Annotated in this window: 31 protein-coding genes and 1 pseudogene; 19 read left to right on the forward strand and 13 right to left on the reverse strand. The window is 64.1% G+C overall.

Translation table 11 applies throughout. The features are described from left to right. Positions 1-94: 94 nt before the first annotated feature. Both QAZ22_RS25155 and QAZ22_RS25160 read right to left on the reverse strand, forming a co-directional pair. The gene (locus QAZ22_RS25155) at positions 95-826 is read right to left on the reverse strand and encodes an SDR family oxidoreductase (protein WP_278203421.1); all 732 of its coding nucleotides are present in this window, start codon (positions 824-826) and stop codon (positions 95-97) included. A gap of 34 nt (positions 827-860) precedes the next feature. After that, positions 861-1,340, reverse strand: a complete 480-nt coding sequence (locus QAZ22_RS25160; RefSeq protein ID WP_278203422.1) for a VOC family protein — start codon at positions 1,338-1,340, stop codon at positions 861-863. A 136-nt stretch (positions 1,341-1,476) separates the two neighbouring features. Between QAZ22_RS25160 and QAZ22_RS25165 the strand changes: the two genes are divergently transcribed. From QAZ22_RS25165 to QAZ22_RS25210, 10 genes are all read left to right on the forward strand, one after another. Next, the gene (locus QAZ22_RS25165; RefSeq protein WP_278203423.1) at positions 1,477-2,364 is read left to right on the forward strand and encodes a transcriptional regulator GcvA; all 888 of its coding nucleotides are present in this window, start codon (positions 1,477-1,479) and stop codon (positions 2,362-2,364) included. A gap of 54 nt (positions 2,365-2,418) precedes the next feature. Next, positions 2,419-2,667 carry a hypothetical protein gene (locus tag QAZ22_RS25170; RefSeq protein WP_278203424.1) on the forward strand — a complete coding sequence of 83 codons (249 nt, stop codon included), beginning with the start codon at positions 2,419-2,421 and terminating at the stop codon, positions 2,665-2,667. Between the two features lie 89 nt (positions 2,668-2,756). Next, a complete protein-coding gene (locus QAZ22_RS25175; protein WP_278203425.1) occupies positions 2,757-2,924 on the forward strand; it encodes a hypothetical protein in 168 nt (55 codons plus the stop codon). Between the two features lie 156 nt (positions 2,925-3,080). Continuing rightward, positions 3,081-3,383, forward strand: coding sequence for a DUF982 domain-containing protein (locus tag QAZ22_RS25180; protein ID WP_278203426.1), 303 nt, complete (start codon positions 3,081-3,083; stop codon positions 3,381-3,383). 28 nt (positions 3,384-3,411) lie between these two features. After that, positions 3,412-3,696: a DUF982 domain-containing protein gene (locus QAZ22_RS25185; protein ID WP_278203427.1), complete on the forward strand. Its 285-nt coding sequence runs from the start codon at positions 3,412-3,414 to the stop codon at positions 3,694-3,696. A gap of 340 nt (positions 3,697-4,036) precedes the next feature. Next, complete coding sequence (locus tag QAZ22_RS25190) at positions 4,037-5,035, forward strand: L,D-transpeptidase (protein ID WP_278203428.1); 999 nt, start codon at positions 4,037-4,039, stop codon at positions 5,033-5,035. 151 nt (positions 5,036-5,186) lie between these two features. After that, positions 5,187-7,625, forward strand: a complete 2,439-nt coding sequence (locus tag QAZ22_RS25195) for an FAD-dependent oxidoreductase (protein ID WP_278203429.1) — start codon at positions 5,187-5,189, stop codon at positions 7,623-7,625. Next, positions 7,625-8,734: a mandelate racemase/muconate lactonizing enzyme family protein gene (locus QAZ22_RS25200; protein WP_278203430.1), complete on the forward strand. Its 1,110-nt coding sequence runs from the start codon at positions 7,625-7,627 to the stop codon at positions 8,732-8,734. Before QAZ22_RS25195 ends, QAZ22_RS25200 begins: the two co-directional genes overlap by 1 nt. 107 nt (positions 8,735-8,841) lie before the next feature. Next, positions 8,842-9,165 (forward strand): DUF2934 domain-containing protein, encoded by a 324-nt coding sequence (locus QAZ22_RS25205; protein ID WP_278203431.1) that lies wholly within the window; start codon positions 8,842-8,844, stop codon positions 9,163-9,165. A 146-nt stretch (positions 9,166-9,311) separates the two neighbouring features. Beyond that, positions 9,312-10,250 carry a S1/P1 nuclease gene (locus QAZ22_RS25210; protein WP_278203432.1) on the forward strand — a complete coding sequence of 313 codons (939 nt, stop codon included), beginning with the start codon at positions 9,312-9,314 and terminating at the stop codon, positions 10,248-10,250. A 6-nt stretch (positions 10,251-10,256) separates the two neighbouring features. Here the strand turns inward: QAZ22_RS25210 and QAZ22_RS25215 are convergent, their stop codons facing one another. Beyond that, the gene (locus QAZ22_RS25215) at positions 10,257-11,450 is read right to left on the reverse strand and encodes an MFS transporter (protein WP_278203433.1); all 1,194 of its coding nucleotides are present in this window, start codon (positions 11,448-11,450) and stop codon (positions 10,257-10,259) included. Between the two features lie 46 nt (positions 11,451-11,496). Here QAZ22_RS25215 and QAZ22_RS25220 point away from each other — a divergent pair, with 46 nt between their 5' ends. Further along, positions 11,497-12,015 carry a GNAT family N-acetyltransferase gene (locus QAZ22_RS25220; protein WP_278203434.1) on the forward strand — a complete coding sequence of 173 codons (519 nt, stop codon included), beginning with the start codon at positions 11,497-11,499 and terminating at the stop codon, positions 12,013-12,015. A 168-nt stretch (positions 12,016-12,183) separates the two neighbouring features. Here the strand turns inward: QAZ22_RS25220 and arsC are convergent, their stop codons facing one another. The 3 genes from arsC to QAZ22_RS25235 are packed head-to-tail and all read right to left on the reverse strand — an operon-like array spanning position 12,184 to position 13,672. Then, complete coding sequence (gene arsC / locus QAZ22_RS25225; protein WP_278203435.1) at positions 12,184-12,630, reverse strand: arsenate reductase (glutaredoxin); 447 nt, start codon at positions 12,628-12,630, stop codon at positions 12,184-12,186. Continuing rightward, a complete protein-coding gene (locus QAZ22_RS25230) occupies positions 12,627-13,325 on the reverse strand; it encodes an MIP/aquaporin family protein (RefSeq protein WP_278203436.1) in 699 nt (232 codons plus the stop codon). The genes arsC and QAZ22_RS25230 overlap by 4 nt, the downstream gene beginning before the upstream one ends. Beyond that, positions 13,322-13,672: a metalloregulator ArsR/SmtB family transcription factor gene (locus QAZ22_RS25235; protein ID WP_278203437.1), complete on the reverse strand. Its 351-nt coding sequence runs from the start codon at positions 13,670-13,672 to the stop codon at positions 13,322-13,324. Before QAZ22_RS25235 ends, QAZ22_RS25230 begins: the two co-directional genes overlap by 4 nt. 42 nt (positions 13,673-13,714) lie before the next feature. Between QAZ22_RS25235 and QAZ22_RS25240 the strand changes: the two genes are divergently transcribed. The 3 genes from QAZ22_RS25240 to QAZ22_RS25250 all read left to right on the forward strand — a co-directional run bounded on the left by QAZ22_RS25240 (position 13,715) and on the right by QAZ22_RS25250 (position 15,254). Continuing rightward, positions 13,715-14,242 carry a DUF6428 family protein gene (locus QAZ22_RS25240; protein WP_278203438.1) on the forward strand — a complete coding sequence of 176 codons (528 nt, stop codon included), beginning with the start codon at positions 13,715-13,717 and terminating at the stop codon, positions 14,240-14,242. Positions 14,243-14,454: 212 nt separating this feature from the next. Beyond that, positions 14,455-14,628 (forward strand): hypothetical protein, encoded by a 174-nt coding sequence (locus QAZ22_RS25245; RefSeq protein WP_278203439.1) that lies wholly within the window; start codon positions 14,455-14,457, stop codon positions 14,626-14,628. 158 nt (positions 14,629-14,786) lie between these two features. After that, positions 14,787-15,254, forward strand: coding sequence for an isoprenylcysteine carboxylmethyltransferase family protein (locus QAZ22_RS25250; protein WP_278203440.1), 468 nt, complete (start codon positions 14,787-14,789; stop codon positions 15,252-15,254). Positions 15,255-15,333: 79 nt separating this feature from the next. Here QAZ22_RS25250 and QAZ22_RS25255 read toward each other — a convergent pair whose 3' ends face one another. From QAZ22_RS25255 to QAZ22_RS25270, 4 genes are all read right to left on the reverse strand, one after another. After that, a complete protein-coding gene (locus QAZ22_RS25255) occupies positions 15,334-15,606 on the reverse strand; it encodes a PilZ domain-containing protein (protein ID WP_278076812.1) in 273 nt (90 codons plus the stop codon). Positions 15,607-15,792: 186 nt separating this feature from the next. Next, on the reverse strand, positions 15,793-17,118 hold the full coding sequence (locus tag QAZ22_RS25260; protein WP_278203441.1) for a cation diffusion facilitator family transporter: 1,326 nt from the start codon (positions 17,116-17,118) through the stop codon (positions 15,793-15,795). Between the two features lie 7 nt (positions 17,119-17,125). Beyond that, positions 17,126-17,383 (reverse strand): metal-sensing transcriptional repressor, encoded by a 258-nt coding sequence (locus tag QAZ22_RS25265; protein WP_071036188.1) that lies wholly within the window; start codon positions 17,381-17,383, stop codon positions 17,126-17,128. A gap of 82 nt (positions 17,384-17,465) precedes the next feature. Continuing rightward, the gene (locus tag QAZ22_RS25270; protein WP_278203442.1) at positions 17,466-17,615 is read right to left on the reverse strand and encodes a hypothetical protein; all 150 of its coding nucleotides are present in this window, start codon (positions 17,613-17,615) and stop codon (positions 17,466-17,468) included. A 210-nt stretch (positions 17,616-17,825) separates the two neighbouring features. Between QAZ22_RS25270 and QAZ22_RS25275 the strand changes: the two genes are divergently transcribed. Further along, positions 17,826-18,008 carry a hypothetical protein gene (locus QAZ22_RS25275; RefSeq protein WP_210324999.1) on the forward strand — a complete coding sequence of 61 codons (183 nt, stop codon included), beginning with the start codon at positions 17,826-17,828 and terminating at the stop codon, positions 18,006-18,008. A gap of 3 nt (positions 18,009-18,011) precedes the next feature. Here the strand turns inward: QAZ22_RS25275 and QAZ22_RS25280 are convergent, their stop codons facing one another. Continuing rightward, entirely contained in the window at positions 18,012-18,221 is a 210-nt protein-coding gene (locus QAZ22_RS25280) for a hypothetical protein (RefSeq protein WP_278076816.1), read from the reverse strand. A gap of 120 nt (positions 18,222-18,341) precedes the next feature. Here QAZ22_RS25280 and QAZ22_RS25285 point away from each other — a divergent pair, with 120 nt between their 5' ends. The 4 genes and pseudogenes from QAZ22_RS25285 (at position 18,342) to QAZ22_RS25300 (ending at position 20,702) form a co-directional block, all read left to right on the forward strand. Next, positions 18,342-18,653: a PadR family transcriptional regulator gene (locus QAZ22_RS25285; protein ID WP_278076817.1), complete on the forward strand. Its 312-nt coding sequence runs from the start codon at positions 18,342-18,344 to the stop codon at positions 18,651-18,653. 46 nt (positions 18,654-18,699) lie between these two features. After that, on the forward strand, positions 18,700-19,857 hold the full coding sequence (gene chrA / locus QAZ22_RS25290; RefSeq protein ID WP_278207938.1) for a chromate efflux transporter: 1,158 nt from the start codon (positions 18,700-18,702) through the stop codon (positions 19,855-19,857). A gap of 13 nt (positions 19,858-19,870) precedes the next feature. Continuing rightward, a pseudogene (locus QAZ22_RS25295) lies at positions 19,871-20,253 on the forward strand (VOC family protein). Between the two features lie 290 nt (positions 20,254-20,543). Next, positions 20,544-20,702 carry a hypothetical protein gene (locus QAZ22_RS25300; protein ID WP_278203443.1) on the forward strand — a complete coding sequence of 53 codons (159 nt, stop codon included), beginning with the start codon at positions 20,544-20,546 and terminating at the stop codon, positions 20,700-20,702. Between the two features lie 95 nt (positions 20,703-20,797). Here the strand turns inward: QAZ22_RS25300 and QAZ22_RS25305 are convergent, their stop codons facing one another. Beyond that, positions 20,798-21,538 carry a class I SAM-dependent methyltransferase gene (locus QAZ22_RS25305; RefSeq protein ID WP_278203444.1) on the reverse strand — a complete coding sequence of 247 codons (741 nt, stop codon included), beginning with the start codon at positions 21,536-21,538 and terminating at the stop codon, positions 20,798-20,800. Positions 21,539-21,650: 112 nt separating this feature from the next. After that, complete coding sequence (locus QAZ22_RS25310; protein ID WP_278203445.1) at positions 21,651-22,589, reverse strand: 2-dehydropantoate 2-reductase; 939 nt, start codon at positions 22,587-22,589, stop codon at positions 21,651-21,653. Between the last annotated feature and the right edge of the window lie 179 nt (positions 22,590-22,768).

The following is a 22,768-nucleotide window of genomic DNA, read 5'->3' on the forward strand; positions in this document are numbered from 1 at the left end:
ATGCGGAGGCGCTGCTCATCGAACGTCATGTATATTGGCGTTCCGCTGAAAATGCCATTGGTCCGAATGCCCGGCAAGGTCCAAGCAGGCCCGCTCAGACCAGCCGCTGCCCGCCGTCGATGTGGATGGTCTCGCCGGTCATGAACGCGTTCTGCATCAGATAGAGATAGGCCGGCGCCACGTCGGCAGGCGTCGCGATCCTGCCCACGGGAATGCGCGCGCCCATCTGGTCGAAATAGCCGGCCTTGGCCGCGCCGACGATCTCGTCCCACATCTCGGTATCCACCCAGCCGGGCGAGACGATGTTGACGCGTGTCGGTGCAAGTTCCAGCGCCAGCGCGCGGGCGAAATAGCTGAAGGAGCCGGCGATCGCCGAGACGACCGAACCGCCGGGGACGGGCGGCCGGTCCTTGTTGATGCCGGAGGTGAAGGTCATGGAGCCGCCCTTCCTCAGCGTGCGCACCGCGTGTTTGGCCAACATGACCGCGCCGATCAGCTTGCCGTCGACGAACTGGCGCACGAACGCCATGTCGGCTTCGCCGATCGGATAATTGGGCGGCGGCGTGCCGGCGGTCGCCACCAGATGATCGAAGGCGCCGACTTCGTCGAACAGCCGGGCGACATCCGCCTCGTTGGCCATGTCGGCCGCAACGCCCGTCACGCGCCCTGCCCCGGCGAGCCTCTTTTCCGCGGCCTTCAGCTTCTCCGCCGAGCGGCCGACGATCACCACCTCCGCGCCGTTTTCCAGCGCGGCCGCCGCAACGCCGAAGCCGATGCCGGAGCTGCCTCCGACGACAATGATCTTCTTTCCCGTGAGCTTGGTCATGGGTTCCTCCATCTTCCAGCGGTGATTTGTCGAGTTAGGCGCGGCCGGCGTGGGCCGCTTCGATATCGGCGAGGATGATCTTGCTCATCTTGTACATCGCCTGACGTGCCCGGTCGGCTTTGTCGCGATCCGGGTCGTTCATCAGGCGCAGCGCCGGCTCCGGGATGACCTGCCAGTAGACGCCGAACTTGTCCCGCAGCCAGCCGCAGGGCTTTTCCGACCCGCCGCCCGCCGTCAGCGCGTTCCAGTAATAGTCGGTCTCGGCCTGGTCCCTGGTCTCGACGTAGAGCGAGATCCTTTCGTTGAAGGGCGGCACCCCGCCGGCATTGAGCGCCGTGAAGCGCTGGCCTTCGAGCTCGAAGTCGAAGATCGCGTGCGGCGTGTCGGTGCCGGCGACATTGTCGGTGAGGGTGATCGTCTCCAGCGCCCGACCGTTCTTGAACACCGAGAGATAGAAGTCGCGCGCCTGTTCGGCGTCGAGATTGAACCAGAGGAAAGGATGAACGGTAGCCATTTTGTCCTCGCAGCGTTTTGCTCTGAAGTGAGCGCTAATCACAGATGCTGTGAGGATTTTTGACTGGAAAACTCTCGACAGACAAACCAAAGTTTGGCAAGTATTTGTTACTTATGCTCACAAATAGATTTGCGCCATGGCCCGCAGACTGCCGCCGCTCAACGCATTGCCCGCCTTCGAGGCCGCCGCTCGCCACCTGAATTTCTCCAAGGCGGCGGACGAGCTCAACCTCACGCATGGCGCCATCAGCCGGGCGGTGAAGCATCTGGAGGACCAGCTCGGCGTGCAGCTCTTCGAGCGCGCGACGCGCTCGGTGCGGCTGACCGCCGTCGGCGAGCCCTATGCGCGTGCGGTGCGCGAGGCGCTCGACCAGCTATCGGTCGCCACCGAGACGGCGACCTCGCGCCTTTCGAACTCGACCCTGAACGTCAGCACGTCCGACGGCTTTGCGGGGAAATGGCTGGTGCCCAGGCTTTACCGTTTCCACCGCGCGCACGGAGATATCGACGTGCGGGTTTCGACCACGGGCAGGCTCACCAATTTCCGCGGCGACGGCATCGATGTCGCCATCCGCTACGGCAGCGGCGAGTATCCGGGACTGACCTCCGAATTCCTCACCGGCGAGGAGGTGTTTCCGGTCTGCAGCCCGAGGCTCTTGGAGGGGTCGCACCCGCTCAGGTCTCCGCAAGACCTCAAGCACCACACGCTGATCCGCGACGGATACAGGATCGACTGGGCGGCGTGGCTGGCCAGCGCCGGCGTCGAGGGCGTCGACCCGAACAGCGGGCTCACCTTCGATTCAGCCACCTTCGCGGTGGAATCCGCCGTGCAGGGCGAAGGCGTGGTGCTCGGCCGCACCATGCTCGTCTCGGCCGACCTTGCCACCGGCAGGCTGATCCGACCTTTCGACCATGCGCTGAAGGCCGTCTCCAGCTTCTATCTCGTCTACCCGCCGGAAGCGATCCGCCAGCGCAAGGTCAAGGCCTTTCGGGATTGGCTGTTTTCCGAGATCGGGCCGCTTTGAAGCAGGAAGTTCGTCGACACCTTCCTCGGCTTGCGCAGGTATGCCGATTGGGCGATGCTGCGCATTATGGTCGGCATGGTCGGCGAGTACCTGAACCACAAATTGGAATGCCCGTTCTGCGGGGTCATCCGTTTGCAGATTCCAGCCGATGCCCAGCCCACAACTCCGGTCCGTTGCGCCGAGTGCGGCAAATATCTAGGCACATGGGACGAGCTTCAGACCGATTTCGAGAGCCAGGGCGGCACGGATGGAGTGTTCCGTTTGGATAAGGGACGTATCCGGAAGCTCAAATCCAGTCGATGAGGCCTCCGTTGGGCGAGGTTGTTGTCCGGGCCGGCGGATTGTCGGAACAAATCCCTTAGTTGAACGTTGCGCGCCAACAGGGGACTCCCATGGCGCTCAAATCTGAAAACCAGTTACAGGAAACCATTGTTCAACGGCTTGTCCGGGAGGTCGGCGTTACCGAGGCGCAGGCTTTGGAGCTCATTTCTTTCCTGGGGTTGAACTGGGGTTCGCTCGTTCGCGAAGCGAAGGCGCTCTCGAGCAAGTCGCCGTCCTAGGTGGAGCTTCTCGGTCCAACTTCGCTATTGATCTCGACCTACCGCGCCCCGATCTTGACGGCCCAAAACCACAAACCCATATCGCAGACGGGCGCGGACCGCTGTGGGTCCCGGCCTATCCCAAACTCAAATTGTTCGTTCGACTTGGAGGATCCTATGAACGATCGGATGTTTGACAGCCCGGTTTTCGTGAAGAACGGGAACAACCTCATCCAGGAAATCGCATGCCTCGAGGACGCCCTGGAATTTCTCTACGAATGGCCCAAGAACAGACGCGGCACCATCTATGAGACCACCCTGCGTGCCTGCCAGCGAGCATTCGACAGCAGCTTTCCGCTGACGGCCGCCAGAGATGCGTTTTGCGGTTTCGCAAAGTCGGTCAAAATCCACGAGGACGTGAGCGTCACCTTGCCTTGGATGGCCGGCAGGGGCAATCGCGGCGGCGGAGTGGTCGCGTAGAATCGTCGCGGAACGAGGCGGTTTCGCAATGCTCGCCGAACCATTCGAAAAGCCCATCCGCATCTGGGTCGGACTGGGATTCCCGCGTCAATTGAACACCGTCGCGGACGCCTATCAATTTGTCATCGACTGGTGTGGCAACAGCCCCGAGCAGAAGGCGGCGATCCGCGCTTGCAGGGCCGCGCTGGCCGGAGACATCGATGCAGAAACGGCCAGAGGTGTCTTCGCTGCCTTTGCCCGCAGGAAGGACATCCTTATCGAGGATGGAGCAATTCCTCCCGCGACAGGAAAAGTCCAGTCGAAGCATCCTTGATGTGACTGAGGCGGCGACCGGCGCCGCCTCGTCCAACTGGCGGGTTGGCCGACTGGCTCTGCAGGTCCTGGGTCACGAACGGGCAACCGACGGCATGGGCGGGGGGCGTTGGGGAGCCGTCGGTCACCAGGGACAGGGGGCCATGGAATCAGAAAATGCATAGGCCCTTATATAAGCATGACATCAATTTGCGTTCTTGGGAACTGCTTCCAGCTTAAAATTCAACCGCATATGGCCAAGAGTGCACGTTCGCGATGATCTTCGCGCGAGCCGGCAGGAACCAGATCGGCCGTCCCGCGTCATAGAGACAGGTACTTGGCGCGGTCCCGGAGTGACGTCGATGGTCAGGCTCCTTCCAGTCGTCGCGGTAGCGCTTGCCCTTGCATGCGGCGGGACCCAGGCGGCCAGGCTGGACCTCGAGGCGGTCAATCAAGCGCAATTCAGCGACAGCGAGCCGAAAGACGTCGACCCTATGCTGGTCAAAGCGCAGATCCTTCTCGATCGCGCCCACTTCTCGCCCGGTTTGATCGACGGCCGGCTTTCCGACAATTTTGCCAAGGCCGTCGCGGCCTTCCAGGCGGCGAACGGATTGCCCTCCGACGGCAAGCTGACGCGGGAGACATGGGACAGACTGACGGCGACTTTCGCCGGCCCGGTGCTGACAAGTTACGAGGTCACTGCCAAGGATGTGCGCGGCCCCTTCACCAGGCGTATCCCGGCGCGCATGGAGCACATGGCGCACCTCAGACGCCTCGGCTATCGCAACGCGCGGGAGAGGCTGGCGGAGCGTTTCCACGTCAGCGAGCAATTGCTGCGGATACTCAATCCCAAAACTGGCTTCAGGAAGGCCGACACGACCCTGGTGGTGCCCGATGTCGGCCGCGCCCCTCCCCCGGCGGCGGTCGCGAGCGTCGAGGTCGACAAGGCGTCCCGCCAGGTGCGCGCGCTCGATCCGTCCGGCAAACCGATTGCGGTCTATCCCGCCTCGATCGGCAGCGAGGAGAAGCCGGCGCCGAGCGGCGCGGCGGAGGTCAGGCGCGTGGTGCACGATCCGACCTATCGCTACGATCCGAAATTCGCCTTCAAGGGGGTCAGGAGCAAGCGGCCCTTCACCATCGCCAAGGGGCCGAACAATCCGGTCGGATCTGTCTGGATCGACCTGTCGATCGAAAGCTATGGCATCCACGGCTCGCCCGATCCCGGCAAGATCGGCGCGACCTACTCGCATGGCTGCATCCGCTTGACCAATTGGGATGCCGAAGACCTTGCCGCCATGGTCAAGCCCGGCACGAAAGTCGACTTCAAGGACGAGACGGCGCAGGACGGGCAAGCGCAGTGAGAATGCGGGCCAATTTGCCAGCCTGCCCGGCGGACCAGTGCATAAGCCAAATTTATCACAACCCCTAGTTTTTCAGAACGTTACACGGCCTTTTGCCGCCTGTAGCTTCGACGGCGCTCTTTTCGAAAAACGGTCCGGAATTGGTGGTTCGATGCAAGCACATGCGAGAGTGGTGATCGTCGGCGGAGGATGCGTCGGGGCAGGCATCCTCTATGGCCTGGCAAAGCGCGGCTGGACCGACGTGGCGCTGCTCGAGCGCACCCAGTTGACGGCCGGCTCGACCTGGCATGCCGCGGGCCTGATCCCATCCTATGCCCGCAACATCAATGTCGGGCGGATGATCAAGAAAACCATCGAGATCTACGAAGGGCTGGAGGCCGAGACCGGACAGCCGGTCGGCTGGCACAAATGCGGCCAGTTGCGCATCGCCAATTCCAGGGACCGGCTCGACGAATTCAAGAGCTATATGAGCGTCGCCGATGTCCAGGGCATGCGTGCGCACTTGCTGACGCCGGCCGAGGCCAGGGAGCTCTGCCCGCTGCTTCACAACGACCACATGCTCGGCGCGCTTTATCATCCCGATGACGGCCATATTGCGCCGGCCGACGTGACGCACGCCATGGCCAAAGGCGCGCGGGATCTGGGTGCCAAGGTCTACTTGAATACCGAGGTGACCGGCTTCAGGCGGGTGCCCAGCGGCGAGTGGCTGGTTGAGACGAACAAGGGCGACATCACCTGCGAGCACGTCATCTCAGCCACCGGCAATTACGCGCGCCAGACCGGCGCGCTGCTCGGCCTCGAAATCCCGGCGATCCCGATCCTGCATCAGTACTGGATCACCGAAGCCGTGCCGGAGATCGTGGAGCGGAAAAGGCAGGGACGGCCGGAGATGCCGATCCTGCGCGACGAAGGTTTCGAGGGCTATCTGCGCGAAGAAGGCGACGGGCTGATGTTCGGCCCTTACGAGCGCACCGCGAACCTCAAGCTGTTTGCCGAGAACGGCGTCCCCGCCTGGTTCGGCGCCGATCTCGTCGAAGAAGATTTCGAGGCGGTGTCGTGGAACTGGGAGCAAGCGCTGCAGCTGGTGCCGGCGCTGGGACGCGTGGGCATCAAAGCCAATGTGCGCGGCCCCTTCCAGATGACGGCGGACGAGCTGCCGCTGATGGGACCGGCCTGGGGCCCGCCCAATGTATGGCTGGCCGAGGGCGTGCCGGGCGGCATCCTGTGGGGCGGCGCGATCGGCTACTATCTGTCGGAGCGGATCGTCGAGGGCGGCAACAGCCTCGACACGTCCGATCTCGACCCGCGCCGCTTCGGCGACTACGCCAACAAGGCCTGGACGCGCGAGAAAGTCCGCGAGGCCTGGGGAACGCATGCCGAGCAGAAATATCCGGGGCAGGACATGCCCGCCTCCCGCCCGCAGAAGACCGCGCCGTCCTATGACAGGCTGACCGAGCTCGGCGCCGTCTGGGGCGTGCTCAACGGCTGGGAAATGCCCAACTGGTTCGCGCGCGACGGCGTCGAGGCCAAGGACCAGTATAGCTGGCGCTGGACGCCAAAGGGGAACCTCGTCGCCGAGGAAGTGCTGGCGGTGCGCAACGCCGTCGGCCTGGTCGAGATGACGCCGATGACCAAGTTCGAGGTGTCTGGGCCGAACGCCGCCGCCTGGCTGGACAGGATCCTGGCCAACCGGCTGCCCGCGGTCGGCAAGGTGACCTTGGCGCACCACCTCACCGCCGGCGGCGGCGTGCAGGCGGAATACATGGTTGCGCGCCTCGGCGAAGAGAGCTTCTACCTGATCTCGACGCCGCGCGCGGAACGCTGGAATTTCGACGATCTCTCAAGGCTGTTGCCCGCCGACGGCAGAGTATCCTTGAGGAACGTCACCAACGATCGCGGCTGCTTCACCGTGGTTGGACCGAACGCGCGGGAGGTGCTGCAACCTCTCACCGAGATCGATCTTTCGAACGCTCAATTCCCATGGTTCGGCGTCAGGACCGGCAGCGTCGCCCTGGCCAGCGACGTGCGGCTGCTGCGCGTCAACTACGAAGGCGAGCTAGGATGGGAACTCTACCATCCGCTGCCCTACCAGCGGCAATTGCTGGATGCGATCCTGAACGAAGGCGAGAAGCACGGCATGCGCCTCGTCGGGCTGCATGCGCTGGAGTCGCTGAGGCTGGAGAAATCCTACCGTGCGATGTACCGCGACATGAACCCGGAGCTCAATGCGCTGGAGAGCGGGCTCGAGCGTTTCATCCGCCTGGACAAGGGCGATTTCGTCGGGCGCGACGCGGTGTTGGAATACAAGGCGAGGAACGACCAGCGCCAGTCGGTGACGCTCAAGATCGAAACCGACGGCGCCAGCGCGCTCGCCTCCGAAGGACTCTATGTCAACGGCGAGCTGGTCGGGCGCATCACGTCGGGCGGATACGGCTATACGCTCGGACATGACGTGGCGCTGGCCCTCTTGCCGGAGCGTTTTTCCAAACCCGGCACGAAGCTCGACGTCGCGATCCTGGGGGAATGGAAGATCGCCGAGGTGATCGCGGATTCGCCTTACGATCCGACGTCGGCCAGGGCGCGGATGTGATGCGCATCGACCGGATCAACGTCTACTCGGCGCAGCTGCCGGTGAAGGGTGGCGCCTACCGGATGGCCAGCGCCGACGTCGAGGCGCTGGACTCGACGCTGGTCGAGATCGTGACGGATGACGGGCTGGTGGGTTGGGGCGAGACCTGCCCGATCGGCCCGGTCTACCAGCCGCATCATGCGCTGGGCGCCCGCGCCGCGATCGCCGAAATCGCTCCGGGGCTGGTCGGCGCGGAGATCGCCTCGATCAGGCTGCTGGCCAAACAGATGGACGAGCGGCTCAACGGACACGGCTACGCCAAGGCCGCCTTCGACATGGCTTTTCTCGACCTGCTTGGCCAGAAGCTCGGCGTGCCGGTCTCGACGCTGCTCGGCGGCGCGCTGACCGACCGCGTGCCGACCTATTATTCGCTGATCGTCGGCCCGCCGGACGAAACGGCCAGGATCGCGGCCGACAAGGTGAAAGCCGGCTATCCGCGCCTGCAGGTCAAGATCGGCGGGCGCGACCTGGAAGAGGACGTCGCCGTCGTGCACAAGGTGTGGGAAGCGGTCGGCCACAAGGCGCGGCTGGCGGTCGACGGCAACAGGGGCCTGACGGTCGCGGCCGCCATCCATCTCGACCGGCTCTGCCAGGCGATCCCCTTCGTGTTCGAGCAGCCCTGCAACACCATGGACGAGGTCGCGACGCTCAAGGGTCGCGTCACGCATCCGGTCTATCTCGACGAAAGCACCGAGGACCAGAACGCGGTGCTGCGAGCAATCTCGTTCGGCATCGCGGACGGCTTCGGCTTCAAGGTGACGCGCCTCGGCGGGCTGACCAAGATGACGACGGTGCGCGACCTTTGCGCCATCCGCTCGCTGCCGCACAGCTGCGACGATGCCTGGGGCGGCGACATCATCGCGGCCGCCTGCGTGCATCTGGCCGCGACCGTCGAGCCGCGGCGCATGGAAGGCGCCTGGATCGCCCAGGAATATATCGACGGACACTTCGACACGAAGAATCCGGTCGTCATCCGCAACGGGCACATCGCCGTACCACAACGGCCGGGACTGGGCGTGAAACCGGAACCCGGCATGTTCGGCAATCCGGTGGCGATTTACGGACCCTGACGCTACGCCGGCCAGCCCGGTCCAAGCCGTGCCGCCGATCACTTCTCGAACAGCGCGGATCGTTCCGCCTCGCCCTGCGTTGAAGACGACGCACGGAGGAAAAGGCGATGAACGACGATCGGACCGAGAAGATCAGGCAGCGTGCCTATGAGATCTGGCAGCGCGAAGGCGGCATCCATGGCGACCACGAGCGCCACTGGCACCAGGCCGAGATGGAGATCGACCGCGAGGCCGCCCTGCCGCTCACGGCGGACGATGCGCTGCCTGAAACGCGCGAGGTCGACAGCTCGGATGTGCTGACGGTGGAGTCGCTTGCGATGCGTACCGGAATCAGCAGCGGAGAGGCGCAGGAATTGCTCGACAGGCTGGGCAACGACCGCGCCGCGATCGAACAGGCGGCGCGAGCGATCCAGGCTCGGAAAGGGCTATAAAGCCCGTCGCGATCTTTCGGATCCGCTGCATACGCTTGATCTCGCGCAAGTCTTCGCACGAGAGCGTCGTTTGGAAAACCGCTTGTTTGTGACACGCTCCTCGATTGTACTTTCCAGAACGGAACCTTGTTTGAGGAGGCAAGGCGATGAACTGGAAAGCGGCGGCAGTTTCCTGTCTGGCTAGCTTGACGATGTACGGCCACGCGCTGGCCTGGGGCCAGGAAGGCCATGCGGTGATCGCCGAGATCGCGCAGCACAGGCTGAGCCAAGGCGCCTATGACGTGATCGAGCAGCTCTTGCGTTCGCATCTCAAGCTCGAGCCGCCGGCGACGGTCTCGCTGGCCTCGGTCGCGAGCTGGCCCGACGACTATCGCGCCGAGAACCACAAGGAGACGTCGAACTGGCATTTCGTCGACATCCCGCTGGCGTCGAAGCCGGGCGACGCGAGCGCCAGCACCACCGCCTATGACCCGGCGCGCGACTGCAAGGACGACGCGACCTTCGGCTTCTGCCTGATGAAGGCGCTGCCGGCGCAGGAAAAAATCCTCGCCGATCCGAAGAAGAGCGACGAGGAGCGCTGGAAGGCGCTCGCCTTCGTCATCCATCTGGTCGGCGACCTGTCGCAGCCGCTGCATTGCGTCGAGCGCCTGGACGGCAACCAGGGCGATCAGGGCGGCAACACGCTGACCGTGACCTTCAACGTCTCGCGGCCGAAGCCGGACGGCTCCACCTATCGCGACCTAACCACCTTCCACGCGGTGTGGGATTCGAGCCTGATCCTGTTCAAATACTATGATTGGGGCAAGGTCGCGCTCGACCTCGAGACCGATGTCATCCCAAATCTCGCGCCATTGCCGGCAGCCGACCAGACGCCGGAGAAATGGCTGGCCGCGTGCCATGGAATTGCCGAGGACGCCTATCGCGCGCTGCCCAAGGGCACATCGATCAAGTCGGACAACCCGCATGCGGCAATCCTCGACCAGGCCTATTTCGACAAATTCTCGCCGGTCGCCATTCGGCAGCTCGCGCTCGGCGGTCTGCATCTGGCTGCCGTGCTCAACGAGACGCTGGCGGTGGACAAGTAGGCGCGGTCACCGACGCACGGCCGCAACCAGGCAGATACAGAGCCCCACGTTGAGCGTTGCGGCCAACGCGAGCGTCATCAGAACGAGATTCCCGCCGCCCGCGCCCAAGAGGAGCGCCCCGACCGAGGGCGCCGCCGCCTGGACGATAAGACTGGGCGTTGCGAGCCTGCCCATGAGCGCTGCGTATTGTTGCGGGTCGAACAGCACCAGCGGCAGGGCACCGCGAGCGATCGTATGGATGCCATTGCCGGCGCCATAGAGGATCAACGCCAGCGCAATGAAGGTTTGGCTGGTAAAGAGCAACCAGACCCCGGCGGCCAGCAGCGACACCGATGTCAGCATGGTCCAGATCGGATGGTGCCGATTGCGGCCGATCAGCATTTCGGCCACGCGCGCGCCGACCTGCGAAGGGCCGACCAGGGCGCCCAGCCCGACCGCGACAGCCAGGCTGACGCCGCGAAGCTGCAGAAGGGTGAGAAGGTGGACGGAGAGCATCGACGCGATCAACGCCGATACCGTCTGGATCGAGGCAAGGAGGATGAAGCGTGTTCTCGCCCGGCCCGCTGCATGCGCCTGTCCGCGTTCGCTCCTTGCCGACGCGGGCGCCGCGCCCGGAGGCGGCGGTATCACCCGGAGGTGAAGCGGCAGACAGATCAACAGGTGGATCGCCGCGTAGCAAAGGCAGGCGATGCGCCAACCTTCATGCTCGACGAGGAAGGCGCTCAGCGGCCAGCAAACCGTGCTGGCGAAGCCGCCGAAAAGCGTCAGGTTGGTGATCGCGCCACGCGCCCCTTGTCCATAGAGGCGGCCGAGCGTGGCGAAGCCGGCATCGTAAAGGCCGCTCGACATGCCTAATCCCATCAGCAGCCAGGCAAGCAGGTAGAGCGGATAGGCGTTGGCCGCCGCCATCAGCAGGTGAGCGGCGGCCAAAAGCATCGAACTCGCGGCGAGCACCGGCCGGCCGCCATGGCGCTGGATCAGCCGCCCGGTGACGGGTGACACCAGCCCGGCAAGCAAGAGCCCGCAAGAGAGTCCGGCAACGACCGAGGCCAGCGACCAGCCGGTATCGGCGGCGATCGGCGCGGCGAGCACGGCCGGCAGATAGTAGGACGATCCCCAGGCGAGGATCTGCGTGATGCCGAGCGCCGAGACGAGGACGTGGCGGCTGCGGGCGACCGGCGCTGCGACTTCCGCCTTCACGAAACGCTCAAAGCCCATTATCTGTCATGCCTAAAAGGGGCAGCGTATGCGCATCGCGGTGATCGACGAGACCGAGGCAACGGCTCAACTCGGCGCTCTTGCCGAGATCTTGATGCAGACCATCGAGGACGGCGCGCTGGTCGGCTTCGTACTGCCGTTCGGCGCCGAGCAGGCGCAGGCTTATTGGCGGGGCCTCTTCGGCTCCCTGGCGGACGGAGACCGCCTGCTCATCTGCGCCTATGTCGATGACAAGCTGGTCGGCACCGTCCAGCTCTATTTGTCGCCGGAACCGAACGCCCTGCACCGGGCGGAAGTCTACAAGCTTCTCGTGCACCGGGGCTTCCAGCGGCAAGGGATCGGTTCGGCGCTCATGGCATTCATCGAAGACGAGGCAAGGAAGAGAAAGCGCTCCCTGCTCCTTCTCGACACCGCCGAGGGCGGAGCAAGCGAGCGGCTCTATCGGCGCATGAACTGGCGGGAAGTCGGTGTCGTGCCGCATCACTTCGTCGATCCGTTCGGCAAACCACGAGCCTCGATCTACTTCATGAAGCATCTGGCGCTCTAGGGGTCTGTTGAGATTCAGGTGAGGCCGGCCTACAAATGGCGGCTTCCTGCGCTTCCGGTGCTCACGTACTTTGGGTACGCTCCGCTCCGGCCTTCGCCGGCCGAAGCCCTCAACAGTGTCTCCGCTCTTTGAAGGCTACGGCCGGCGTAGGCCGGTTCTCGGAAACCATCATTTTCGGCGCGGCCTGACCTGAATCTCAACAGACCCTGATCTAGGCATATAGGCGACCTTCTCGCCATCTTCCTTGACGAATTCGCGCACGGGATTGTCGAGCAGCGGAAGCACCGCCTCCGACGGCCGGCAGAGCCTCGTGCCCTTCGGCGTTTCGACTATGGGCCGGTTGATCAGAATCGGATGGGAGAGCATGAAATCGATCAATTGGTCGTCGCTCCATTTCGGGTCGGCGAGGCCAAGTTCCGCATAAGGCGTTCCCTTCTCCCTCAGCAGTTCGCGCGGGGTGATGCCCATCGCCGTGATCAGCTCGAGCAGCCGTTCGCGGCTCGGCGGCGTCTTCAGATATTCGATCACCACCGGCTCCTCGCCGCTGGCGCGGATCATGGCGAGCGTGTTGCGCGAGGTGCCGCAGGCGGGATTGTGATAGATCGTGACCGTCATGGTTTGGCTTTCAGTGGTTCGGATTGCTGAACGATTTCAGGCCTCAGCAGCCAGCCCATCAGCGCCGATGCGATCAAGGCGCCGAGCAGCTCGGCAACGATGAAGCCCGGCAGATCGGCCGGCCTGATGCCGGAAAAGGTGTCGGTGAGCGAGCGCGCCAGCGCGACCGCCGGATTGGCGAAAGAAGTGGAGGCGGTGAACCAATAGGCAGCGGTGATGTAGAGGCCAACCAGCCAAGGCACGGCGCGTTGTTCGAACCGGAGGCCTGAGAGAATGACCGCGACCAGCCCGAAGGTCGCGACCGCTTCGGAGAACCACTGCGCGGGTCCGGCACGGAGCTTCGTCGCGACTTCCAGAACCGGCAGGGAAAACATGAGATGCGCCGCGACGGTGCCGGCGATGCCGCCGACGACCTGCGCGGCCAGATAGGCGGCGAAATCGCGGGGCGGCAGCGTCCGGTTGAGGCAGAACACCAGCGAGACCGCCGGATTGAAATGCGCGCCGGAGATCGGCCCGAGAATGGTGATCAAGACCACCAGCATGGCGCCGGTGGCGAGCGTGTTGCCGAGCAGCGCCAGCGCCACATCACGCGTCAGCGTCTCGGCCATGATGCCGGAGCCGACCACGGTCGCGACAAGGAGACCGGTGCCCAGCGCTTCGGCGACAACCCGGCGCGGAAGATCGAAGGATATCATTGCCGGGTCCCCTCGCCCGGCAGGCAGCAGGGTGCAGCAAGCGCCGGCGCGCAGATTTCCGGCCGGCCGGAGCAGCAATCCTCCATCAGGAAGCGGATCAGGCCGGACAGCGCATCGTATTCGGCGCTGTAGACGATCGAGCGCGCGTCACGCCGCGCGCTCACCAGGCCGGCGCGCTCCAGCTCCTTGAGATGGAAGCTGACATTGGACGGCGAAACCGCGACCTGTTCGGCGAGCGAGCCGGCGGCGATGCCTTCCGGCCCCGCGACGACCAGCAATCGCAGCAGCTGCAGCCGGGTCTCCTGCGACAGCGCGCCAAAGGCGGTCAGGGCTTGACGTTCATCCATATTTCAATAATCCTTGAAATGTTGAAATGAGGAATAGCCGACATGCTCTCTCCTGACAACCGTAAAATAGCACCTGCCCTTGCCATGGACCCATCGGATCTCACCATCGGCGATCTGCTCGACGCGCTGGCCGACCACACGGAAAAACCGCTGGTGTTCCGCTATGACGGCCGGCCGGTAAAGTCGGGCTATCACGTGACCGAGGTTAAGGCGGGACAGTTCTCGGCGCTCGATTGCGGCGCCAATCCGGAAGCCTGGTCGGAGATTTTCGTGCAGCTGTGGGACGTCGACGAAGGCGGGCCGGTCCATATGGCGGCCGGCAAGTTCGTTGCCATCATCCGCAAGGTGGCCGACCATGTGGCCCTCGACCCGTCGGCCAAGTTGACCTTCGAAGTCAGCGACGGCATCCGGCCGATGGAACTTCACCGGGCGGCCCAACCGGCATTGGTTGGCGATATCGTCGAGGTCGAGCTGTCACCACGGCCGGCAAGCTGCAAGCCGCGCGACCGCTGGCTGGAAGAACAGAAAGCTGCCGGCGCGTCGTGCTGCGGCGCGAGCGGCTGTTGCTAGCGGGGCATGCCGCGTGCAGCCGGCATGTGCCTGCAAAGCGCCCGCGCCATCCAAAAACCCAGTTGGCGACGCCGATTGTCGGCGAACAGCCGACATCGGCTGACACGGATACAACCTAAGCCCGCTTGAACGGGTGAGCGGTTTGCGCGATTGTCGTCCGTCCCAGTCAACATAGGTGAACGATGAATCGCAGGGACAAGGCGCCCCCTTTCGTGCCAACCGAAATCCATGTCGGCACATTCAAGGACGAGAAGGGGCACATAGGCATCCTCTCGATCCGGACAACGGAAGGCCTGTTGGACATTGCTTTGGATCTGCAAGCCGCCGAGGCCATCGAAAAAGCCATCGGCTCGATACGATCCAAGCTGGAGACGGCTGACAGCTAGAAAAAAGCCCGGTCGAAACCGGGCAGGAGGTCTTCTGGGAGCCGATCGGATCAACGTATTCGGTGTCGCTAATATGCGGCATGAACATGACGAACGGATGAAGCTTCGTGAACCTCCGACGAAGCTCCAAATTTAGGTTCGGACCGGCGGAAATGGCCATGAACGGCGAGAAGGACAGTCCCGGCGTCGCGGTGTTCCCACCGCTGCTGTTCCTCGTGGCGCTGATCCTGATGCTGGCGCTGCGCTATGTCTGGCCGCTCGCTATCGGCGGCAGGCCGCTGACCATGGTGCTGGGCATCGTGCTGGCGGCCCTTGCGATCGCCGTCATCGCCTGGGGGCGCATGACGATGCAGCGCGGCGGCACCAATATCGATCCGACGAAACCGACGCTGGCGATCGTCACCGGCGGCCCGTTCGGCTTCAGCCGCAACCCGCTCTATGTCGGCCTGATGGGCCTGCTCCTGGGGATCGGCCTCATCTTCGACACCTGGTGGGGCGTGCTCGCTCTCGTTCCGGTGTTCCTCATCCTGCATTCCGGCGTGGTGCTGCGCGAGGAGGCCTATCTGGAGCGCAAGTTCGGCGAGCCCTACCGCACCTACAGGGCGAGCGTGCGCCGCTATTTTTGATCAGGTCCCGGGCGGAGGCGCGGGATACCTCCGGGAACATAAACCAAATCGTCCTCGGCCGAAAAATAGGAGTTGGGCGTCAGCCCTTCATCGAATTGCTGTAGACCTGCACGCCGACGCGCTCGTTGCGCCGCCAGCGCACCACGGCGCGATAGACGGCATCGTCGTCGGGAACAATGAGCGTGAAGCGGTCCGGCAGCTCCACCTGCGCGCCGACGCGCAGCTCGGCGCCATGCTCATGCTGGTTGCGGATGGAGCACCTGATGCTGGCGTCGCCGGTGACGATGGTCGCCTCCTTCAGCACGAACTCTCGCGCATAAAGGCGACGCTCGACATGGGGAAAAGTGGCCATGGTATACTCGTCCCGAAGTTCCTCGGCGGGGTTCAGCCTCCCCTGCCGCAACGTAGAACCATAGCAGCGAGGCGTTTCCGTTCCGTTAGCGTTTTCTAATCGCGACCGGCCGGCTGGTCCCGTTTCCGCACACGTTGCTGCCCGAAGTCAACGGCGACAACAGGCCGCCGAGCAGACGCCCTTTCTTCAATGCACGTGCTCGTGGTGATGACCTTCGGGCTCCACCATGGCGAAGGGCAGATCCTCGCTGTCGGCGCCGGCCGAAAGCTGCAGCCTGGCGCTGAATTCGTGCGGTTCGGCCGGGGCGGCCAGGCTCTGCAGGTAGTGGTGGTCGCCGCCGACCGGCGACAGCGGCAGGCGCTCGACCGTACCGCCCGGCCGCTCGATGGCGACGTTCGCCTGCAGGCCCTCGGCGTGGCGCGACAGGCGCAGGCGCATGCGCTCGCCCTGCGGCGTGTCGACGATCTCCAGCAGCCCGCTGGCGAGCTTGCCCGATACCAGGAACGGGTCGGGCGCGTGATGGTGGGCACCTTCGGCGCTCGACTCGGCGAAACGGACCGTGGCGACGTCGAGCGCCGGAATGTGTGCGAAAAGCTCTGCTTTCAGCAATGCGGCGATGTTGTTCGCGGCGGCGAGCAGCAGCCCGTCATTGACCGCGATCGCCACGTCGACATGCAGCTTGTGGCCGAGCCAACGGGCCTTCGCCTCGGTCACCTTCTCGATGCCCGCGACATGTTCGGCAGCGTGATGGATCTCGTCGACCAATCCGGGCTCCACCCCGTCGAGCATGCGGGTCAGCACAGAGCGCGCCGACTGCCAGACGATGCCGAAGATGGCGGCTGTGATGATGAGGCCGATGATCGGGTCCGCCAGCGGAAAGCCGAGCCAGACGCCGATCGCGCCTGCGACGACGGCGAGGCTGGTCAATCCGTCGGTGCGAGCGTGATAGCCGTCGGCGATCAGCGCGGCGCTGTTGATCTCGCGGCCGACGCGGATGCGGAACACGGCCACCGCCTCGTTGCCGAGGAAGCCTATGACGCCGGCAGCCGCGAGCCAGCCGAGGAACCGCACCGGCTGGGGATCGAGCAGGCGGTCCATCGCCTCGTATCCGGCGACAATCGCGCTCGCCAGGATGATGAGCACGATGACGATGCCGGCCAAATCCTCCACCCGGCCGAGGCCGTAGGTGAAGGTGCGGGTCGGCTTGCGGCGCGCCAGCACGAAGGCGATCCAAAGCGGGATGGCGGTGGTCGCGTCGGCGACGTTGTGGATGGTGTCGGCAAGCAGCGCCACGCTGCCCGAAAACACGACGACGACAACCTGCAAGGCGGCCGTGATCGCCAGGATGACGAACGACCATTTGATCGCCCATATGCCGCGGTCGGTGGTGGCGATCGTGGCGTCGATCACGCCGTGGGTGTGGCCGTGCGGGCCATGATGATCATGGCCGTGCCCGCCATGGTCGTGCCCATGCAGACCGAAGCCGAACCAGTCCAGAAGCTTTTCCCGCATGGCGGCCTCACAGATATTTGGTGAGCTGCTTCAGCTCCTTGAGCGTGTCCCTGGTGGGCTCGCCGCCCTCGACCAGGCAATGCTCCATGTGGTCGTGGATCAGCTCGCGCTTGGCGTTGCCGACCGCGCTTTCGACGGCATGAAGCTGTTGCGCGAGGTCGAGGCAGGAGCGTCCCTGCTCGAACATGGCGAGCACGGCGGCGAGATGGCCATGCGCGCGCTTGAGCCGGGCGATGATGTCGGGATGGGAGCTGTGTATCGTCATAACAATATCCTATCCTCCAGGGTAGGATATGGCAACGAGCGACACGCTGCCTTGCGAACTTACCTGCCGATCAGGACGGCCGCTAATGCCGCTTGAAGTACTGTACCTCGCGTTCGTGCTTCTCGGCGGCCTCGCGCGACTTGAAGGTGCCGAGGTTGCGGCGCTTGCCGGCCCTCGGATCCACCTTACGCGAATAGAGACGGTATTCGCCGGACTTCAGCTTGCGGATCATGGCGAGCTCCTCTGCGGTTTCATAGCCCTAATCCCCTGGCGCTGTCGGGGGTTCCAGCCGGGCCGAACGTGATCCATTTCACGGAAGGGATGGCCCGAATGTCGGAATCGACGTGGCAGCGACATAATTCGGTCGGATTATTTGTACTCAAATGACTTCCGCTACGTTATGGTCGCGTTGCGAGCATGCCGGACTGAGGAGGAGGGTGAGATGGTGACGGCGAAGCTTCACGGCGTCGAACTCGTCAAGGGCCAGAAGTGGACGGTGCGCGTCACCGCCTACGGCACCACGCTGACCTTCCCCTTCGAGGCCGAGCAATATGCGCGTTCCTATGCCGACGGCCAGGCCTTCCGCCTCGGCGTCGAAGTGGTCGAGCTCAAGGACTGCGCCTGAGTTTCATCGCCAAGCCGTCTCGTTCTTCTTCTCGTAGTCGCTGAACGCCTTTTTCAGCCCGCCCAGCACCTCGGCGGCGGTTTCGAACATAGCCCTCAACTGCGGCTCATCCACCTTGGCGATATCCTGGCGCAGGTGGTCCATCGTCTCCTGCAGCCGGATTTGCATGTTGTGCGTGTGGTGACGAGGGTCTTTGTCGCGTTCACTTGCCATGAGGGCGCTCCTTCCATTTGCTGATCCACCCGCCGGCCGTTCGGCGGTTGCAAACTCAACTCGCAAGGATATTATCGGTTCCCGATATCGAAACTCGATAGTGTGGAGTTGGCGGTGGCGATGCAGCACCAGGAGCTGCTGGCAGGATTCATAAGGCTTCACATCCTGCACCACGCGGCCGAAGGCGATCTCTACGGGCAATGGATGATCGAGGAACTGGCGCGCCACGGTTACCGCGTCAGTCCCGGCACACTCTATCCGATGCTGCATGCCATGGAGCGCAAGGGCTATCTCGAGTCCCGAATCGAGCGGACAGGCCGGTCGCAACGACGCCTCTACACAGCCACCCGCCACGGCCTCGAGGGCCTGGCGGCCGCGCAGGACAAGATCAGGGAGCTGTTTCGTGAAGTCGTCTCAGGACGCAGCGTCTGAACCGAGACATCGGGTCACCGCATTCCCGACCGGCGCGGCCTGGGAGGTGCTCGCGGCTTTCACCAAACTGGGCGTGAGCTCGTTCGGCGGGCCGATCGCCCATCTCGGCTATTTCCGCGACGAATTGGTGCTCCGGCGCAAATGGATCGACGAGGAAGGCTACGCCGACATCGTGGCGCTCTGCCAGTTCCTGCCTGGCCCCGCAAGCAGCCAGGTGGCGTTTGCGCTCGGAATGCTGCGCGCCGGTCCGTTGGGCGCGGCGGCCGCCTGGATCGGCTTCACGCTGCCTTCCGCCATCCTGCTCGTTCTCTTCGCCTATGGATCATCCGCTTTCGCGGGAACGGCCGAGGGCGGCCTGTTGCACGGCCTGAAGGTGGTGGCCGTTGCGGTCGTCGCGCAAGCGGTGTGGGGCATGGCGCGGAGCCTCACGCCGGATCGTGAACGGGCGGCAATCGCGCTTGCGGCAGTGCTGATCGTAACTTTCGCGGCCAGCTCCGTCGGCCAGATCGCCGCGATCGCTCTTGGAAGCCTTGCCGGATTATGGCTGTGCCGAAGCGGAAGCACACCGGCGATCGGTGAGTTGCATTTCCTTGTTTCCAAAGCGTTCGGCATGCTGGCGCTCGGTGCCTTCGCCCTGCTCTTCGCGCTGTCGATGCTGCTTGCGGGACAGGCCCAGGCCATCGCGCTCTTCGCAGCCTTCTATCGCGCGGGTTCGCTGGTCTTCGGCGGCGGGCATGTGGTTCTGCCCTTGCTGCAGGCGCAGGTCGTTGCACCCGGCTGGGTGGACAACAACGCCTTTCTCGCCGGCTATGGCGCCGCCCAGGCGGTGCCGGGTCCGCTCTTCACCTTCGCGGCCTATCTCGGAGCGGTCATGGGGTCGGCGCCGAACGGCATCGCCGGGGCGACGATCGCGCTTGTCGCGCTCTTCCTGCCCGGGCTGCTGCTGGTCGTCGGAGCGCTGCCGTTCTGGGACGACTTTCGCTCAAGGCCGACGGCCCAGGCGGCGATGCGCGGCGCGAACGCGGCCGTCGTCGGAATTCTGGGCGCCGCCCTCTACAACCCGGTCTGGACCAGCGCCATCCGCGTGCAAGGCGACTTCGCGCTGGCGCTGGCGGGCTTTCTCCTGCTCACCGTCTGGAGGGCACCCCCGTGGATCGTGGTCGTTTCGCTGGCGGCGGCGAGCATGATCCTTGCTTTGACCTGAAAGGAGCAAGACCATGGCAACAGTGAATGTCCGCTACATCGTCGACGATGTGGACGCGGCCATCGCGTTCTACACGAAAGCGCTCGGCTTCTCCGTCGTGATGCATCCGGCGCCGAGTTTCGCCATGCTGGACAAAGGCGACCTTCGACTGCTGATCAACGCAACGACCGGGCCGGGCGGCGCATCCCAGCCGATGCCCGACGGCCGCAAGCCGGCACCCGGCGGCTGGAACCGGATCCAGATCGAGGTTGCGGATATCGAGGACGAGGTCGCCCGTTTGAAGGCCTTCGGCGCCCGGTTTCGCAATGACACGTTGCCGGAATCGGCGGCAAGCAGATCCTGCTCGACGACCCAGCCGGCAATCCGATCGAGCTGTTCGAGCCGCCACGCAAGTAGCTTCGCCGTTCCGTAGCCGGCTATTTCGGACGAGCAACCGCGGATGGATCGTCGAAAGGGATATCGCTCGATCCTATCCGCCCATGCGCCGATGACGGTGCACCCTCACGCCACTCGCATTCGCCCCATATCCTGCGTACCAGCGCTCGCAGGCGATGCCGTCGTGGTCGGCGTCGTGCGTCGCTCAATTAAAATTAGCAATCCGTTGTATTCAATGAAAATCAGTATCATGCTCGACTTGTTCATGAAACCACATGCGCAGCACGCGGGTTCAAACGGAGTAAAGCGCCATGGAATTTGCTGTCTGCTACGACCACAGCGGGACAGAGCTGGCGTGGTCGATCTTCCTCCATATCACGGCGTTCCTCGTGATCCTGGCGCCCTTGGCCGCGGCGCGGCTGATCGAGATATCGCGCGCGGATTCCGTCGAGCAGCTTCAGATCGCGTAATGGCGTGAGGGTCGTTGCCGGTTAGGACGAGCCAGCTTCGGCATCTTCGCGGAAAAGCGCGTCGACCTCGAGTCGGACACTTTGGGCGACATGCATCAGTTCCAGTAGCGGAACACCCTGCCCATTCTGTTGGGCATCATGAAAATCTCCTCCGCGTGCGAAAAGCCGGCGTCCCTGCCCATCGCAAGCCATGTCGCGACGGTTTCCGGGAAATCGGCCAGAAGCATGTGCCTTTCCATCGACGCGAATTCCTCGTCGGAAACGGCCGACCATTCGTCGCGCAGCAGGGAGAAGCGCGCAAGCCAGGCGGCGCGGTCCTCTCCCTCGAAGAGAGCCGGCTCCCAGATGGCGAACAGACCCAGCCCTCCCAGGGCTCTGTGGGCGTCCCGCATCAGTCTCGCCTTGCCTTCGGTCGGCAGATGATGCAGCGACATGCCGATCCAGATCACATCGACCGGCTCCGACCATTTCGCCATCGCCTGCGCGAAATCACCGCAACGCAGCTCGACGGGACAGGGAAGGCTGTCGAGCGCCTGCGCCGCAAGCCGCAGCGACGCCTCCGACAAGTCGATGCCGACATAGTTGCCGATCGCCATGGCCCTCAGCATCGCCGCGGAGGCGCTGGCATCCCCACAGGCAATGTCGAGGAACCGGAACGACGCCGGCGCCTGCTCGACGAGCAGGCCGCGAAGAAGGCCATAGACCTCGCGATGGTACATGAGGTTCGCACCCACGACCCTGCGGTAGGTGTCGAGCTCCCTGTTGAACATGTCCTGCGAGCCGGCGACCTTCGTGTCCATGGTCACCGGCATGCTTTCGGTCGATGCGCTTGCCATGATGTCCTTCCTGGGAACCTCGATGAGCCTGGTAGAGCGGTCCGTTGGCTCACCGAATCGTCGAGCCGCTCTAACTCTTTGTTTTCACGCAATTCCGGACGGAAACCCGTTTTCATGCTTTTTCTGGAATTGCTCTAGCACCCCCACCCGATGCGTAGAGATGCAGGGCGCGGAACACCGCGGTGTGGCCGGGCGTCGCCACGCCCAGTTTCATACCCAATTCGTGCATGCGCCCGGACAGCCAGGCGACCTCGATGGGCTTGCCTCTTTCGAGGTCGTTGGCCATCGACGATTTCACATGTGGAGGGAGCACGGCCCACCTCGCGACGACACGGTCCTCGAACCCTTCGGCCAACGGATGGCCGGCAGCGGCGGCGATCGCCATCCCCTCGTCACGCAATTGCTCGATGAAGATGCGGGCTTCGGCATCGGCCAGGATCGGACCGATCCCCGAACGCATGAGCGAGGTACCGCCGGAGAAAGCCGCGAGTGTCACGAACTTTTCCCACAACACGCCGTCGATGTCGGCGACCGGCTTCAGCTCGAGCCCGACGGCTCGATCGCAAAGCGCCTGCAGCTCGTGGATGACGGGGTCGCCATGCCCGCCGACGAGGATATCCCGGTGCCCGCCAGCATGGACGATTTCTCCAGGCTTGCCGATGAAGCCGGAAAGGTAGGTGGCGCCGCCGATCACCTTGTCGCCGCGAACATGGCGGTGCAGAATCTCGATGCCGTCGATGCCGTTTTGTAACGTCACGACGCGGGTATTGCCGGCAATCAGCGGTCCCAGAGCCGCTGCGGCCGTCTCGCTGTCGTAGAGCTTGACCGCGAAGATCACGAGATCGACGGGGCCGATGTCGGCCGGAGCGGCGCTCGCGGACACGGTGGGCAGGAAGACGTCGCCGGTGTCGCTCCGAATTCGCAGGCCGTTCCGGCGCATTGCTTCAAGATGCGCACCCCGAGCAATGAAGCTGACGTCGCCCCCTGCCTCGGCGAGCCTTGCGCCGACATAGCCGCCGATGCCGCCCGCTCCCATCATTGCGATCCGCATGCCGTCCCTTTCGACGCCAGCTGCCGCTATCGCCGCGACGCCGGAACGCATCCGCGGGTCACTACAATATTAGCTGTTTCTTTATTAACTTGCCAGTCGGCGCTGCGGTCGCCCGGTTAACCTTCGCCATGGGCACGGACCAAGGTCGGTGTCACAATCGTCGCGCCTGGCCTATAATC

It is taken from the genome of Mesorhizobium sp. WSM4906 (genome assembly GCF_029674625.1).
In the GTDB taxonomy this organism is placed as follows: domain Bacteria; phylum Pseudomonadota; class Alphaproteobacteria; order Rhizobiales; family Rhizobiaceae; genus Mesorhizobium.